At 28.0% G+C, this 16,601-nt stretch carries 18 protein-coding genes and 2 tRNA genes; 17 read left to right on the top strand and 3 right to left on the bottom strand.

The features are described 5' to 3' along the window. Positions 1-2 precede the first annotated feature (2 nt). Positions 3-143, bottom strand: a complete 141-nt coding sequence (gene rpmH, locus VP91_RS01475; RefSeq protein WP_169035670.1) for a 50S ribosomal protein L34 — start codon at positions 141-143, stop codon at positions 3-5. Positions 144-235: 92 nt separating this feature from the next. Between rpmH and VP91_RS01470 the strand changes: the two genes are divergently transcribed. The 15 genes from VP91_RS01470 (at position 236) to VP91_RS01400 (ending at position 11,176) form a co-directional block, all read left to right on the top strand. Next, positions 236-964, top strand: a complete 729-nt coding sequence (locus tag VP91_RS01470) for a TVP38/TMEM64 family protein (protein WP_169035669.1) — start codon at positions 236-238, stop codon at positions 962-964. A 91-nt stretch (positions 965-1,055) separates the two neighbouring features. Further along, the gene (locus tag VP91_RS01465) at positions 1,056-1,766 is read left to right on the top strand and encodes a glycosyltransferase (protein ID WP_169035668.1); all 711 of its coding nucleotides are present in this window, start codon (positions 1,056-1,058) and stop codon (positions 1,764-1,766) included. Between the two features lie 184 nt (positions 1,767-1,950). Continuing rightward, entirely contained in the window at positions 1,951-2,148 is a 198-nt protein-coding gene (locus VP91_RS01460; protein WP_169035667.1) for a hypothetical protein, read from the top strand. Positions 2,149-2,248: 100 nt separating this feature from the next. After that, positions 2,249-2,806 carry a dCTP deaminase gene (gene dcd, locus VP91_RS01455; RefSeq protein ID WP_169035666.1) on the top strand — a complete coding sequence of 186 codons (558 nt, stop codon included), beginning with the start codon at positions 2,249-2,251 and terminating at the stop codon, positions 2,804-2,806. Between the two features lie 2 nt (positions 2,807-2,808). Next, the gene (gene murA, locus VP91_RS01450) at positions 2,809-4,068 is read left to right on the top strand and encodes a UDP-N-acetylglucosamine 1-carboxyvinyltransferase (protein WP_169035665.1); all 1,260 of its coding nucleotides are present in this window, start codon (positions 2,809-2,811) and stop codon (positions 4,066-4,068) included. Next, positions 4,068-4,463 (top strand): DUF2948 family protein, encoded by a 396-nt coding sequence (locus VP91_RS01445; RefSeq protein ID WP_169035664.1) that lies wholly within the window; start codon positions 4,068-4,070, stop codon positions 4,461-4,463. Before murA ends, VP91_RS01445 begins: the two co-directional genes overlap by 1 nt. Further along, entirely contained in the window at positions 4,463-5,749 is a 1,287-nt protein-coding gene (gene hisD, locus VP91_RS01440; protein ID WP_169035663.1) for a histidinol dehydrogenase, read from the top strand. The genes VP91_RS01445 and hisD overlap by 1 nt, the downstream gene beginning before the upstream one ends. A gap of 2 nt (positions 5,750-5,751) precedes the next feature. Next, complete coding sequence (gene infA / locus VP91_RS01435) at positions 5,752-5,967, top strand: translation initiation factor IF-1 (RefSeq protein WP_006997427.1); 216 nt, start codon at positions 5,752-5,754, stop codon at positions 5,965-5,967. 5 nt (positions 5,968-5,972) lie between these two features. Next, positions 5,973-6,048 (top strand) — tRNA-Phe (locus VP91_RS01430). Between the two features lie 179 nt (positions 6,049-6,227). Next, positions 6,228-6,302 (top strand) — tRNA-His (locus VP91_RS01425). Between the two features lie 5 nt (positions 6,303-6,307). Further along, the gene (hisS, locus tag VP91_RS01420) at positions 6,308-7,705 is read left to right on the top strand and encodes a histidine--tRNA ligase (RefSeq protein WP_169035662.1); all 1,398 of its coding nucleotides are present in this window, start codon (positions 6,308-6,310) and stop codon (positions 7,703-7,705) included. Next, positions 7,683-8,738, top strand: coding sequence for an ATP phosphoribosyltransferase regulatory subunit (locus VP91_RS01415; RefSeq protein WP_169035661.1), 1,056 nt, complete (start codon positions 7,683-7,685; stop codon positions 8,736-8,738). Before hisS ends, VP91_RS01415 begins: the two co-directional genes overlap by 23 nt. Continuing rightward, on the top strand, positions 8,735-9,589 hold the full coding sequence (locus tag VP91_RS01410) for a sulfotransferase domain-containing protein (protein ID WP_169035660.1): 855 nt from the start codon (positions 8,735-8,737) through the stop codon (positions 9,587-9,589). The genes VP91_RS01415 and VP91_RS01410 overlap by 4 nt, the downstream gene beginning before the upstream one ends. Further along, complete coding sequence (gene hisG / locus VP91_RS01405) at positions 9,573-10,262, top strand: ATP phosphoribosyltransferase (protein ID WP_169035659.1); 690 nt, start codon at positions 9,573-9,575, stop codon at positions 10,260-10,262. Before VP91_RS01410 ends, hisG begins: the two co-directional genes overlap by 17 nt. A gap of 38 nt (positions 10,263-10,300) precedes the next feature. Further along, positions 10,301-11,176, top strand: coding sequence for a class I SAM-dependent methyltransferase (locus tag VP91_RS01400; protein WP_169035658.1), 876 nt, complete (start codon positions 10,301-10,303; stop codon positions 11,174-11,176). Between the two features lie 21 nt (positions 11,177-11,197). Here VP91_RS01400 and VP91_RS01395 read toward each other — a convergent pair whose 3' ends face one another. Beyond that, complete coding sequence (locus tag VP91_RS01395; protein ID WP_169035657.1) at positions 11,198-12,634, bottom strand: hypothetical protein; 1,437 nt, start codon at positions 12,632-12,634, stop codon at positions 11,198-11,200. A 94-nt stretch (positions 12,635-12,728) separates the two neighbouring features. Here VP91_RS01395 and VP91_RS01390 point away from each other — a divergent pair, with 94 nt between their 5' ends. After that, a complete protein-coding gene (locus VP91_RS01390) occupies positions 12,729-13,376 on the top strand; it encodes a YczE/YyaS/YitT family protein (protein ID WP_169035656.1) in 648 nt (215 codons plus the stop codon). Here the strand turns inward: VP91_RS01390 and typA are convergent. After that, a complete protein-coding gene (gene typA, locus VP91_RS01385) occupies positions 13,373-15,199 on the bottom strand; it encodes a translational GTPase TypA (protein WP_169035655.1) in 1,827 nt (608 codons plus the stop codon). The genes VP91_RS01390 and typA overlap by 4 nt on opposite strands. 173 nt (positions 15,200-15,372) lie before the next feature. Here typA and VP91_RS01380 point away from each other — a divergent pair. After that, the coding region (locus tag VP91_RS01380; RefSeq protein ID WP_248289194.1) for a DEAD/DEAH box helicase at positions 15,373-16,601 on the top strand (1,229 nt) is incomplete at its 3' end.

The following is a 16,601-nucleotide window of genomic DNA, read 5'->3' as shown; positions in this document are numbered from 1 at the left end:
AATTAGACAGATACTGTTAAAGATTTTCTTCCTTTAGCTCGTCTTCTTGCTAGCAGCTTGATACCGCCTTTAGTCTTCATCTTAGACCTAAAGCCATGCTTTCTAGCTCTTTTAATGTTAGATGGCTGATAAGTTCTTTTCATATGCTTAGTTAAATTATTATTAAATTTGGCTCTTTATAGTAATTATATGTATAAATAGCAAATAGAAGATTTTATAATATTGTCAATAAATTATGAATAAAACTAAAAAAGTTAAAATAACTTTAGGTTTGTTTTATCTAATAGTTGTTGCATCCTTTTTGTACTTTTTTTTATCAAAATTTACACTTGAAGAATTGACAAGTTATGAATTTATTAAAAATAATAGAGATTATTTTTTAAGTCTAAAAAAAAATGATTTATTTTCTCTTTCAGTAGCATTTTTAATTTCTACTATTTTTTGGGTATTAATGGGTGGTTTTGGTTCTCCTGTTGCTTTGCTAGGTGGTTTTATTTTTGGTAAATGGTTGGGTCTTCTTATTGTAATTTTAGGCATGAGTTTTGGGGCCACAATTTTATATATTATGGCTAACTATTTTTTTAAAGATTTGGTAAGTGAAAAATTTTTACCTAAATTTAAAAATTTAGAAATAAAATTTAAAAAATCAGAATTTTTATATCTCTTAGTGTATCGTTTCATCGGAGGCATTCCATTTGCTTTTTCAAATATATTACCTTGTATTTTTAATGTAAAAATATTGTATTTTTTTTGGGCAACATTATTAGGAATAATGCCTCAGATTTTTTTAATTACATCAATAGGAGATGGTTTAGAAAATGTTATTCAGCAAAACCTTGAAACCCCAAACTTTAAAGATTTAATATTTTCACCAGAAATTTATAAGCCAACTATTGCATTTTTTTTATTAGTAGTAATTTCAATTTTTTTAAGAAAATTCTTTTATAGAAATAAAATTAATTGATTAATAATATTTCTTAAAATAGTTAATAAATTCATTAATTTGAAGTAACTATTATTGCAAGTTATTAATTGATGTGTATATCTAGGTTGCAATGAATAATAAAAAAGTATTAATTTTTACAGCAACTTATAATGAGGCCGAAAATATTGAGCATTTGATAAATTCAATAATACTTAATACGCCCAACTCTCATATTTTAGTTATTGATGATAATTCACCTGATAATACCTCTCAAATTATTCAAAATTTTTTTTCCTTAAATAAAAATATTAATTTAATAACAAGAGAAGGTAAACTTGGTTTGGATACTGCACACAAACATGCTTATGAATTTGCCTTAAAAAATAACTATGATTATTTGATCACAATGGATGCTGACAATTCACATGACCCAATTGAAATAAAAAATATTCTAAGTAATTTAGAAAATTATCCATTTGTTATAGGGTCTAGATATATTGAAAATGGTCAATGTTTGATGAGAGGTAGAAGGCTCATTATGAGTAAGTATGGAAATTTACTAATGAAATTTTTGTTAGGAATAGATTGTAATGAATATACAACGTCATACAGAGGTTTTAATATAAAAAAATTAAAAAACTTCCACCTTAATAAAATTAAAACTAAGGGATATAGTTTTTTTATGGGGACAATTGCTGAAATAAGTAGAATGAATTTTGAAATTAAGGAAATTCCTATTATTTTTAAGGATAGATTAAAGGGGTATTCCAAAATACCTAAATTTGAAATTATACGAACATTAAAAAATCTTATAATTCTTTCTTTGCAAAGCAGAAAATAAACAAAAAATAATGTCTATATTAAGAATTGAACTTAAAATTTATCTATACTATGAACTATCTATACCATTTAACTATAGCGGCATTTTGGTCAAATTCTAAAGTATTTATACAATAAATCATTTTTTCAAAATATTGCCTTATTTTTTCAATTATAATGATTTAATATGTATTTAAATAAAAATTATGGGAATTCATTACGATTATAAATCTACAAAAGGTAATAAGCTAATGGAGAAGCAAGCTAAAAGAGAAAAGAAGCTTGCAGAAAAAAAAGCTAAACGTGAAGCCAAAGAAGGACCAAAAATACAAGAGGAACCAAAAAAAACTTTAGATGCATCAAAACCTATCACTTTAGATTTTTTAACAAATCCAGATAAATAATGAGTGATAAAGAAAAAAATGAAAGATTGAGTTTGGCTCTTAAAAAAAATCTTAAAAAAAGAAAAATTTTTCAAAAAAAAAACAAGAAGAAAACTAAATAATGTCAGTACTTTCCGATAAATCTATAAGAAAACTTGCAATAGAAGAGCTTATGATTTCTCCTTTTGTAGATAAGCAGGTAAGAAATGGTAAAATCTCTTATGGACTAAGTTCATTTGGTTATGATGCAAGAGTAGCAGATGAATTTAAAATTTTTCATAATGTTAACTCTTCTATTGTTGATCCAAAAAAATTTACTTCAGATAATTTTGTTACTAAGAAAAGTTCTGAATATATTATTATCCCCCCAAATTCTTTTGCATTAGGAACTACAGTAGAGGTTTTTAAAATCCCAAGAGATATCATGTGTATTGTTGTTGGCAAAAGCACATATGCAAGGACTGGAATTATAGTTAATGTAACACCGATTGAATCTGAATTTTTTGGAACTGTTACTCTTGAATTTTCAAACACAACACCCCTTCCAGCAAAAATTTATGCAAATGAGGGAGTTGCTCAATTCTTATTTTTAAAAGGTGATCAAGCTCCAGAAACTTCATATGCTGACCGTAAAGGTAAATATATGGGTCAAACAGGAGTAACTTTACCAAAAGTATAATCATGAAAAAATTGGAAGTCTTTGGAGCACCAAAGCTCAAGGGACACATTAGAATTTCAGGTTCTAAAAATGCATCTCTTCCTATTCTAGCTGCAACATTACTATCAAATAAAAAAATATCTTTAGCAAACCTTCCAAGAGTTAAAGATGTTGAGACAATGATTAAACTTTTAGAGTCGATGGGCTCAAAAGTGAAAGTATCAAAAAATAAAAACTCTTTAGTAATTGTAAATGATAAAAAAATAAAGACAAAAGCTAGTTATAATTTAATGTCAACAATGAGGGCAGGAATTATCGTGTTAGGTCCATTACTAGCACGATTTGGAAAAGCTATAGTATCAAACCCTGGCGGATGCAATATTGGATTTAGACCTATTGATATTCATTTAGAAGCATTAAAAAAAATGGGTGTAAAATATAAAATAATTGATGGATACATAAATGCAAATGCTAAAAATGGATTGGTAGGAGCAAAAATTAAATTTCCAAAAATTTCTGTTGGTGCTACTGAAAATTTAATGATTGCTGCTTGTTTAGCAAAAGGTCAAACTGTTCTGTCTAATTGTGCGATAGAACCAGAAATTAAAGATTTATCAAATTTTCTTTGTAGTATTGGTGCAAAGATTGTTTGGACCGGAAGAAGACAGGTTAAAATTTTAGGTGTAAAAACTTTTAAACAGTCAAACTATAAAATAATGTTTGATAGAATCGAAGCTGGCACCATGCTTATAGCAGGTGCAATTAACCAAGGAAATTTAAAAATAACAGGTATAGAGTCTAGCATTCTTAAAACAGAAATTGATCTTTTAAAAAAAGTTGGTGCAAAAATTAATAAAAAAAAAAATGAGATCACTATTAAGGGTAATAAAAAAATTAAAAATATAAACATTAAAACATCACCATTCCCTGGAGTGGCAACAGATATTCAAGCTCAATTGATGGTATTATTGTGTAAGGCAAACAAGAGATCCACGATTAAAGAAGATATTTTTGAAAATCGTTTTCAAAGTGTTCCAGAGCTAAAAAGAATGAATGCAAAAATTGAAATTAAAGGTAATAAGGCAATAATTGAGGGAAATACAATATTCAAAGGAGCCCAGGTTATGGCAACTGACTTAAGAGCTTCTGCCTCATTAGTTTTGGCAGCTCTATGTGCTAAAGGAAAAACGACAATTAGTAGAATTTATCACCTTGATAGAGGCTATGAAGATTTAGAAAAGAAATTAAGAAAAGTAGGGGCTAAAATTAAGAGAATTAACTAATGCATAAAAAATATTTATCAAAGATTATAGCTACAGACAATGAGGGATTACAAGTAATCTCAGCTTGCTGTTCTGGAGCTGAAGTTAAAGTTGATCAAATTAAATATCTTCAGAAAAATAAGGTTTTTTTATTATCATTAAATAGATCTAAAGTAGAAACGGATGAGAAATATAAAAAAGTTACTAGTATTTGTAAATTCGAATTTGTGGATAGAGTTAAATCTAAAAATATTAAACAAAATGATCCAGAAGAAAAATTAGAGTTAATTGGGATGGATTATTTAAAAAATATTGACAATTATGAGATAAACTTAATGTTTACAAACAACGCATATATTACATTATCAACAGAAATAATTGAAGTAACCTTAGATGACCAAAATAAAGCTGATTAATGATTAAGATATTAGATAGTAAAAATAAAAACTTTGACAAAACTTTAGATATATTACTGTCTAAACGAAAAGATAAAGTCCAACTTAGTTCAGTTTCAGTTATTAAAATTATTAAAGATGTTAAGAAAAATGGAGATAAAGCCATTTTAAAGTATGAAAAGAGATTTAATAAAAATAGTGTTATTGCCCCAAGCATAAAACAAATAAATAGAACTATTCAGTCTTTAGATCCAAAGGTTAAAAAAGCAATTGATCTTGCTTATGATAGAATTTATAAATTCCATTCATTACAAAAATTTAAAAACATTTCTTATACGGATAAATTAAAAAACAAATTAGAGTATAAATACGTACCTATTGAATCGGTTGCAATTTATGTGCCTGGTTCAACAGCCTCATACCCTTCTAGCGTTTTAATGAATGCAGTACCTGCAATTGTTGCTGGAGTGAAAAGACTAGTTATGGTTAATCCAGGTCAAAAAGGTAAACAAAATCCTGCTGTATTATATGCTGCTAAAAAATGTAAGATTAAAGAGATTTATTCAATTGGAGGACCATCTGCTATTGCAGCTGTTGCATATGGAACTAAGAAAATTAAAAAAGTTGATAAAATTGTTGGCCCTGGAAATTCGTATGTAGCTGCAGCAAAAAAAGAAGTATTTGGAGATGTTGGAATTGAAGGAATGATTGCAGGCCCTTCTGAAGTAACAATTGTTTGTGACAAATTTTCAAACCCTGAATGGATAGCAAGCGATCTAATAGGTCAAGCAGAACACGATAATCTTGCCCAATGTATTTTAATTTCAAAAGATAAATCAATTATTAAAAAAGTTAATGATCAAATTATTCACCAACTAAAAGAACTACCTAGAGCCACAATTGCAAAAAATAGTTTATTCAATAATGGAATTTTAATTCATATGCAATCGGACCAAAAAATTATTAACACAGTAAATAAAATTGCCCCTGAACACTTAGAATTTAATACTAAGAATTGTAAAAAAGTAGTGGGTAAGATCAAAAATGCAGGATCTATCTGTTTAGGAAAATATGCTGTAATGGCAATGACAGATTACAATGTTGGCTCTAACCATGTATTACCAACCAATTCCTCAGCAAGATATTCAAGTGGAGTTAGTGTTAATGAATTTTATAAAAGAATTTCATATATAAACCTATCAAAAAAAGGGATTGAAACCCTTGGTCCATCAGTTATAACACTTGCAAACTACGAGGGTTTAGCGGGACACGCTAAGTCGGTAGAAAAAAGAATTAGGAGAAAATAAATTTGTCAAAACAGGAAATGCTGTCGTTCTCAGGAATTGTTGAGGATTTACTTCCAAACGCAATGTTCAGAGTTAAATTAGAAAACGGCCATATTGTTACAGCTCATGCTGCAGGCAAATTACGCAAGAATAGAATTAGAGTACTTCAAGGTGATAAGGTTCAAGTAGAAATGACACCTTACGATTTAACCAAAGGTCGTATCACTTTTAGAGGTTAATAAGGGGCCCTGTAGCTCAGTTGGTAGAGCATCGGATTGAAAATCCGTGTGTCACTGGTTCGAGTCCAGTTGGGGCCACCACGACCTTATATTTATGTATTGAATAATATTTAGAATTGTTTAAAAGACTTCTCATGATTATAAATATCACATATAGACAGACCTTAAAAAGTACTCATAGAGTTTGTTTCCATAGCCTGTTGGCTATTTATTTATAATATAATTTTAATCCACACAAAAATAATATAAAAACAAGGAATGCCTGCGTAGTATAACGGTTAGTACGATAGTTTGTGGAACTATAGGATTTGGTTCGATTCCAAGCGCGGGTACCAAAAAAATGAATAAAGAAAATAAATTAATTCCTGGGTTACCCCTAGGGTTTGAAGATAAATGGAATAAGAAATTAATTCTCAAGAAAAAGTTAATTAATATTATTGAGAATAATTTTGTAAAGTTTGGTTTTGAACCACTTGAAACTCCATCATTTGAAATTAGCGAAAATATTGGATCATTTCTGGCAGATGATGACAGTAATCTTATGTCCGATGTATTCTCATTTAAAGATGGTGAAAAAAATATTACTCTACGATATGATTTATCAAGTCCATTAGCCAGATTCGTCGCACAAAATAATCAAGAATTACCATTACCATATAAAAGATATGCTATTCAAAATGTATTTAGAAATGAAAAAGCAGGTAATGCAAGGTATCGTGAGTTCACTCAAGCGGATTGTGATATTGTAGGTAATGTTAATCCAGCACAGGCAAACGCAGAATTATGTAATTTAATTACAAGCACACTTATTGAATGTGGATTAAAGAAAGATCAGTTTGTAGTCAACATTAGCAATAGAAAAATTATTCAAGGTTTAATTGAAGAACTCAAAATACCTGATGACAAAAAAATAAAAGTCATGAGAGCAATAGATAAGTTAGATAAGCCTGGCTTTGGTTTAAAAGGAGTTGAAGATTTACTAAAAAAAGAAAGAGCAGATGTAAGTGGGGCAATTACAAAGGGTGCGGACTTGACTGAAGATCAAGCTTCACAAATAATTAATTTTTTAAAAGTAAAAGATTTAAGAGAATTAAAAGAAAATTTAAAAAATCCTTTATCTCAAGAAGGAATTGAAGAATTAGAAGACTTGATGGAAATTGTAAGTTACGGAGATTATTTAGATCAAATAAAGACAAACTTCACAATTGTTAGAGGGCTAGCTTATTATGACGGGTTTTGTGTTGAAACAAATTTAAATTTCAAGACAACAAACAACAAAGGTAAGCAAGTTGATATAGGAAGTATTTGTTCAGGTGGACAATATAATAAATTAATTTCAAGATTTAAGGGAGTTGACATTCCTGGAACTGGAGTGAGTATTGGAGTTGACCGATTACTATTTGCAATGATGCAGCTTGATCAAATCGAAGTTAATGAAAAAAAACCAGTTATTATTTGTGTAATGGATGAAAAATATTTAATAAATTATTATGAAATTTTAAAAGTTTTGAGAGACAAAGACATTAACTCTGAAATATTTTTAGATAGTAAAAAAAATCTTGGTAAACAATTAACTTATGCAAATAAAAAACAGTGCCCAGTCGCAGTTATATGTGGAGAGAATGAATTTAAAGATAATACTATTACTATAAAAAACCTTTTAGGAGTTAAGGGTGAAAATAATCAAATTACATTTCCAAAAGAAAACTTAATTAATGAAATCAAAAAATTTATCTGAAAAAATCCTTAGATCAATAAAATCTAAAGGGTTTAAATACATTAATTTACCTTCAGTAATAGAAGCAAATCATATCGTCCAAAGATCGGGCGAGAGTTTTAGAGAGTTTATTTTTTCATTTGTTGATCAAAATGGTAGTGAGCTCTGTTTAAGACCTGATTTAACAATAGCATCGAGTTTGAGGTATTTAGAAAAAAATTTAAATAGTAAGGAAAAAATATTTTATAGTGGTCAGGCTTATAGAAAGTCTAATAATAAAAAAGACTCTATTATTAGAGATCAAGTAGGCTTTGAAATAATTGGATCTAAAGATGAAAAAAATGATGACAAAGAAATTATCGATACTGCTTTAAAGGCTTTATCAAATTTAAGCTATTTAAAGGGAACCCTTAAAATTGGTAATGTAGAGATTTTCAATTTATTGATTTCAAAATTAGATATTCCAAAACGATGGAAACTAAGACTTTTGAGGCACTTTTGGAGAGAAGAGTATTTTAATGATCTTTTAAAAAGATTAGAGACAAACTCCGATGTTGATCCAACAATTGTTGAAGTTGATAAAAAAAGATATTCAAAAATGTTGAGTGAAAAGCAACAGACCATAATTGCGGGACGTTCAATTCAAGAAATTTTAAAGAGGTTTGATAATAAAATAAAAGATCCAAGAAAAGCAAGTAGGGGCAAAAACGTATCAAAAATTATTAAAGAGTTTCTTAAAATTAATTGTCCAATAGATCAAGCTGCTTCACAGCTCAATATTTTTTTTAAAAAAAATAGAATTAGTTTAATTGTAGAGCAAAATTATTTTCCAACTTCATTAAATAAAATTCAAAAATTAAATGTAGAATTTTCAACGTCTTTTGGGCGTCATTTAGAATATTACACGGGTATGGTATTTAAAATTGATATTAAATCTAAATTTAAGAATATTAATATTATAAATGGAGGAAGATACGATAAACTAATTTCAAACCTTGGTTCAAAAAAAAAAGTACCAGCAGTTGGAGCAGCAATAAATATAAATTACAAATGATTACATGGCTAGCATCATATCCAAAAAGTGGAAATACATGGTTGAGGGCTTTATTGACAGCTTACTTTTATAGTCCAGATGGAGTTTTTAATTTTCAAATAATTAATAGGATATATCAATTTCCTGCAAAAATTTTTTTTAAGAACTATCCAAATAAATTTTTTAAATTAGATGATTCATCTAAATTTTGGATCGATGCACAGAATAAGATTAATGAAGACAAAAGTTTTAAACTGTTCAAAACACATAACGCTTTTTTAAATGTAAATAAAAACAAATTTACTAACTTAAAAAATACTAATGGTTGCATATACATAGTCAGAGATCCAAGAAATGTTATTACATCTGTAATGAATCATTATGAGCATAATTATCATGAAGCACTTAAATGGATGTTAGATGATAAAGGATTATTATTTGAGAAAGAAGATGATCAATTCAAAAATTTTCAATTTTTAAGTTCATGGAAAAATCACTATAAATCCTGGGTTGATACAAAGTTGTTTCCAGTATTGTCAGTAAGATATGAAGATATTGACGAAAAACCACTAAAAATTTTTGAGGAAGTGATAAATTTTTTAATAAAAATAGGAAACTTAAATACTACATTTAATAAAGAAAAAGCAAAAAAATGTATCGAAACATGTAAATTTGAAATCTTAAAAGAAAAAGAAAAAAAAGAGGGCTTCAAAGAGTCACCAATAGGACAAAAAACTGGAAAAAAATTAACTTTTTTTAACTTGGGGAGAGATAACGATTGGAAAAAAATTTTACCAAAAGACATTAAAAAAGAAATGAATGATATTTTTAGAGAAGATTTAATTAAATGGGGATATGAAATTAATGATTAATATTGGAATACCAAGTAAAGGAAGATTAAAAAAAGATATCATAAAAGTTTTTAGTCAAAATAAACTTCATTTATTTTCTGAAAGAGGAAAAAGAGATTTATTTGCTTTTGTCAAAAAATATAAAGATATTAGAATTATTTATCTACATGCCCGTGAAATTATTGAAAGATTAGCAGATGGTTCATTAGATATAGGATTTTCAGGCTACGATCTACTTAAGGAAAGTAATGTCAATATTCAAAAAAAAATTAATGTAATAAAAAAATACAATTTTGGATTAGCTGATTTAGTTTTGGCAATACCAAGTCAATGGATAGATGTGCAAACAGTGGCAGATTTAGAAGAAATTGCATTTATTTTAAAAGAAAAAAAAAATCAAAGAATAAGAGTTGCTACAAAATATCCTAATTTGACTAAAGAGTTTTTATATTCAAAAGGTGTTACACAATTTAAGTTAGTCTATAGTTTGGGCGCAACAGAAGCATATCCTTTATCAGGTTCATCAGAAATAATATCAGATATAACATCAACAGGAGAGACATTAAGAGCTAATAATTTAAGAATTTTAATTGATGGTAAAATTATTAGTTCTCAAGCTTGTATGATAGTAGCAAAAAAATCTGTTAAAAAAAAAAATATTAAAAAATTTATTAAATTATTTCCAAAGGAATAATAGTAATTTTTTTGATTTAAGTTATATAATCAAACTTTATGAAATGTCCAAATTGTAATAATATAAACAAAAAATACCTCTATAAATATCAAGAATTTATAGCAGATGATTATGATTTGAGATGCACAAGTCTTCAATATCAAAAACCAAATTTAATAAAATGCATTGAGTGCAATTTAATTTTTTCAGAATTATTAAATATTAAATTTGAAAAACTATATGGAGATGTAATAGATGAACAATATATTAAATCAATTGAATTCAAAAAACGATATTTTCAAAATACTTTTAAAAAAATTTTAAAACATGTAAACAAAGCAAGTGAAGTTTTAGAAATTGGTTCTTACTACGGAGTATTTGGCTCAATTATTCGTCCTGAGGTAAACAAATATAAAGGAATTGAATTATCAAGTCATGCAGTAGAATTTGCAAAAAAGAATTACTCTTTGGATGTTGAAAGTAAATCTATTGATCAACACTTAGATGATATTGAAAAGTTAGATGTAATAATTATGAGTCATGTAATTGAACATTTAGATCGTCCTTTTGAAGATCTCAGGAAAATTAGAGATAAAATGAATGATAAAAGTATTTTTATTTTCTCAACTTATAATATGGATTCTTTTATAGCAAAATTGTTGGGTAAACATTATCATTGGATAATGCCAATGCATAAGTTTTATTTTACAAAGTCATTTTTACAAAACTTCATGGAAAACAATGGACTTGAATTAGTTGAAACAATTACAGATACACATACTACAAGCGTTATGTATTTCTTAACAAAAATAAAAACTATTTTACCTTTCTTAAATTTTATTTTAGGCCCATTAACTAATATTAATTTTTTAAATAAAATTTATTTTAAAATAAATTTAGGTGATTTAGATTTATATGTTGTAAGAAAAAAATAGCATTATTACTGAGAGCAGATATTAATTCAAAAATTTAATTAATTTAAGATTTATACTATTATAGTTTTTTTCATCTAAAACTTTAAATCTGCTTTTATCAAAAGTGTTACATAAGGATCTATTAAGATCAGTGAGGCAGAGAAGCCAAAAATAATTTTCATCATTATTAATTTTAATAAGTTTTATATCCAGTTTTTCTTTTGTTATAATTTGTTTAAAATAATTATTAATTGCTATATTAAAATGAACATCCTTTTTTTCTGCAAAGCTCATGTTTATAGCAAGTTTGTTATATTTAGATTCATTAATATTTTTTAAGGCAATAGAATATTGTGGTTTGTGATTAGGTCTTGCTTCTAAAAATTGTTTAATAGTTGTCTCTGACCATAGATTTCCTAATGTTAAAATAATTATTAAAAAAATGATAAAATATCTTATTTTTTTTTCTTTAAGCTCAAAAGTTAAATAAGAAATCAAAATTAAAATGGGTATTAAGATAAAAATTATATATCTTGGGGCCAATATTGGCTCATATAAATATCCAAATATTATAGGAATAAAATAAGAAAAAAATATTAAAAATATTAATATAATTGATGGTTCCAAGTCTTTTAGAAACTTTTTTCTAAATTTAAAGATAAGAAAACATAGTATAATAAAATGAACTATACCTAGTATTCTAGAACCAAAAAACTTAGAAAAATAAAAATTAGTATAAAACTTTAGACTAGGTTGAGAAATCCAACTTGGATAAGGCTCTGTATTTATCAAATAAAAGGGCAAATAAAAAATGATAAAAATTGAGATAATTATGATTGATGTATTTAATAGTTTGTTCAATTTTTTTTTTAAAAAAAAAATAACAATTGCATACAGTATAATTGAACCAAAAATGATAATAGTGAACGGGTGAGCTAAAATTGATAAAATTTGGAAAACTATAAAATAAAGAGAATTTATTGATATATACTTTTCATCAATATTCTCTTTTTGCATTCTAAAGTAAAATAAAAGTAACATAGAAGATAAAAATAATACTAGAGAGTAAACTCTTAATTCCTGAGAGTATTTTATTAAAAAAATATTAAAGCTAACTAAAAAAATAATTAATAGTGTTGAACTGTTATTTTTTATAGTTTTCATCAAAAAAACTATTGAAATAATGCTTAATGCACTAACAGTACATGATAGATATCTACCTACATTTGGTGAATAACCAAAAATAATATGTAAAATTTTGATTAAAAAATTAAATAAAAATGGAGTACCTTCACCAATATTATTTCTTTGATAACTTTCAAAAAAAGATATTTTTGGATCTGCTATCCAATAACTAACTATTTCATCAAACCATAAATTTTCATAATTAAGATTATAGAATCTAAGAAAAACACCCACCAAAATAAAGAAAAAAGAAAAATAAATAATTAGATTTTTGTTATTTAATTTTTTTATCATCAAAATTAGAATAAATGAATTTTTTCGTTACTGAAAGTTATTTTTATTAGTTTATTTACTAATAATGTTTATCTGATAAATACCTATCTGTAATATGTTTTTATCAATAAAGAATATACCCAATGTTTCATGGAGTTCAAGAAAACCCCTAAATCTTAAACCAAAATTTTCAACTTTCTTTTTTTTGTGCTTTGGATTGACTTTGTTTGGTTTAGGTGAAGGTTTGTTAATAGTCTCTTTTGCTGGGGCTTCACCCTGGTCTGTTCTTGCACAAGGTATTTCATTGAATGTTAATCTTTCTATTGGGATAATAACTATCTTAATAAGTATTGCTGTTTTAATTTTTTGGATACCATTGAATCAAAAACCTGGAATTGGAACAATTTTAAATGCAATAATTATTGGTTTAATGATTGATATTTGCATTAAGTATGTTCCAACACCTGAAAATTATATTTATCAAATACTCTTGGCTACTGTAGCAGTTCTTATAGTAGGGTTTGGTGGAGGTATATATTTAGTAGCAAACTTGGGAGCTGGTCCAAGAGATGGTTTGATGGTAGGTTTGCAGAAAAAAACAAATTTGCCAATTGCAGCTGTTAGAGGGTCTCTTGAAATTACAGTAATGTCAATTGGTTGGTATTTAGGAGGAACAGTTGGGGTTGGAACTCTACTATTTGCATTTGGAATTGGACCAGCTGTTGCCTTAGGGTTATTTATAGTTGGCAAATCTTTTAATTAAAGAGGTGTTCCAGATTTTTCGTTCTTTTTTCTATCATTAGGATTAAGAATTGCCTTTCTTAATCTAAGAGATTTAGGGGTAATTTCTAATGCTTCATCAGTGTTTAGCATACTAAGCTGTTCTGCAATTGACATTTGTCTCACTGGGGTAAGTACAACGTTTTCATCAGTTCCCTGTGTTCTCATATTTGTTAATTGTTTTCCCTTCATAACATTAATAATCATATCACCAGGTTTTGGTGCTAATCCGACAATCATTCCTTCATAAACTGGGTCATTGTGAGTTACAAACATCTCACCTCTAGCTTGGAGGTTAAATATTGCAAAGGCTACAGCTTTTCCTGTGGCCATTGAAATTAAAGCACCATTTTTTCTTCCATCCATTTCACCTTCAAATTTTCCATAACCATGAAAAATTCTATTAATTACACCAGTTCCTTTTGTTAAAGTTAAGAATCTACTTGTGTAACCCATCAGACCTCTTGTTGGAGCATGAAAAATTAATCGTTTTTTTTCTTTTCCAGTATCTTTAAGATCGAGTAATTTACCTTTTCTTCTATTCATGGAATCAATTATTTTTGATGAAAATTCTTCATCTAGATCAACTGTAATTTCTTCAATTGGTTCCATCTGATTTCCATTTTCATCTTGCTGGTATAAAACTTTTGGAGGACTAACTGTCATTTCAAAACCTTCACGCCTCATTTGTGTAAGTAAAATTTCGAGCATTAATTCTCCTCGTCCACTGATTACAAATGAATCAACGTTAGCATTTTGAGAAAAAGTAATTCCAACATTATTTTGTGCCTCTAAAACCAATCTATCTCTAATTTGAGTACTTGTTAATTTTTTCCCTTCTGTTCCTGCAAGAGGAGAACTGTTAACACTTACAGTGATAGACATTGTAGGTGGATCTATTGGTGTTGCAGCAATAGGTTCATTTACCTCATGGTCACAAATAGTATCCGCAACATTAGCTTTTTCTAGTCCAGCAATTACAACTATATCTCCAGCTTCACCAATTTCTATCGGCACTTTTTTTGTTCCTTCGTATCTAAATATTTTTGTTAACTTACCTTCGTCAACTTTTTCACCTTTAAGGTTTATTGCCTTAATAGGTTGATTCGCTTTTGCAGTACCTTGTGAAATTCTTCCAACTAAACTTCTTCCTAAAAAACTATCTGCGTAAAGCAATGTTGATAACATTGCGAAAGGTTTTTTTTTATCAAGTTCAGCAGGCTTTACATGCTCCATAATTAAATCTAACAAAGGATGTAGGTTTTCTCTTGGGCCATCAACTTCTTTACTTGCCCATCCCGATCTTCCACTTGCGTATAAAACAGGAAAATCTAATTGTCCTTCGTTTGCATCCAAACTCACAAATAAATCAAAAGTTTCATCTAAAACTTCATTAGCTCTTTGATCTGCTTTATCTAGTTTATTAATTACAACAATTGGTTTTAATCCCTGCTTTAAAGCTTTAGCTAATACAAATTTTGTTTGTGGCATTACACCTTCTGCAGAATCAATAAGAAGTAACGCTCCATCAGCCATACTTAAAACACGCTCAACTTCGGCTGCAAAGTCTCTGTGTCCAGGTGTATCTATAATATTAACTCTGGAACCTTGCCAATCAATTGAGGCAGGTTTAGCCAAAATGGTAATTCCTCTTTCTTTTTCTAGCTCACCAGAGTCCATTAGCCTTTCATCAACAACTTCATTTTCTCTAAATGATCCACTTTGCTTCATCAGGTTATCAATCATGGTTGTTTTACCATGGTCGACATGAGCGATAATAGTGATGTTTCTAATATTATTAGCCATAATTTGAGGTTCTTATACATTAAATGTCTTATTTGAAAACTTAAAAAAGCTATTCTTTAAAAAAAACAATTCTTGTGATTAGTTCAAAAACCTATAGATATCCCAATATATATTAGATGTATTAAAGGATTAAGAGCATATCTCCTTAAGTTTTAAAAAATCTAAATACCTAAATGGAAAACTTTAAATTATTAAAAATAGAAGATTCGTTAAAAAATTCACTGGAAAAAAAGAAGTTTACCAAGCCAACCCCAATTCAAAGCATGGCAATACCAGTTGCTTTAGAAGGAAAAGATGTTTTGGGAACAGCTCAAACAGGAACTGGAAAAACCTTAGCATTCAGCATCCCTTTAATTAATAAATTAATATTAGACAAACATGCATTTGCGTTAGTTATGTGTCCAACAAGGGAACTTGCAACTCAAGTAATGGCTGCGATTAAAAGTATTATAAGTGATAAAATTAATATCAAAACTGCTTTGCTTATTGGTGGAGAGGCAATGCAAAAACAACTTAGACAGCTAGGCAATAGATCCAGAATAATTGTTGGAACACCAGGAAGAATTAATGACCATTTAAAAAGAAAAAGCTTAAATTTGTCAGCTACTAAATATTTAGTATTAGATGAAACTGATAGAATGTTGGACATGGGGTTTACTCCACAAATAGAGATGATTTTAAAATTTGTTCCAAAAGATCATCAAACTTTATTATTTTCAGCAACTTTACCTCAAAATATAGTTAGAATTTCTGAAAGATATTTAAATAAGCCTGAAAGAATATCAACAGGATCAACATCAGTTCCTATCGCAAAAATTAAACAAGAAACACTTCAAGTGTTTAAAGAAAAAAAATATGATGAATTAGTAAATCAATTTATAGCTAGAAAAGGGTCAATTTTAGTTTTTGTTAAAACTAAAAGAGGTGCTGACAAAATGGTCAAGCGTTTAAAAGAAGAAGGACATTCAGCTGATGCTATTCATGGAGATCTACGTCAGAGTAAAAGAGATCGTGTAATTACTTCATTTAGAAAAGGACTTAAGAGAATATTAATTGCAACAGATGTTGCTGCAAGAGGATTAGATATTCCATTAATTCAACATGTAATAAATTATGACCTTCCACAAGTGCCAGAAGATTATGTTCACAGAATTGGAAGAACTGCTAGAGCTGGAACAGAAGGTTCTGCTTTAACTTTTCTTACACCAGATGATAGATCGATGTGGAATGAAATTAGTAAATTAATTGATCCAAACTTTAAACCCGTACCACGTGGAGTAAGAGGAAATTCAAGAGGTGGAAAAAAAGGAAAACCTCCATACAACAAAAAAAGAAAATTCAGAGATGAGAAAAAATCTAGCTATGGAAGATCCGACAGATCATCAAGAGATGGAGAGAAAAA

This window comes from Candidatus Pelagibacter communis (assembly GCF_012932795.1).
In the GTDB taxonomy this organism is placed as follows: domain Bacteria; phylum Pseudomonadota; class Alphaproteobacteria; order Pelagibacterales; family Pelagibacteraceae; genus Pelagibacter; species Pelagibacter ubique_S.
Note: the sequence above shows the minus strand (reverse complement) of the source record. Positions and strands in the feature narration are given on the sequence as shown.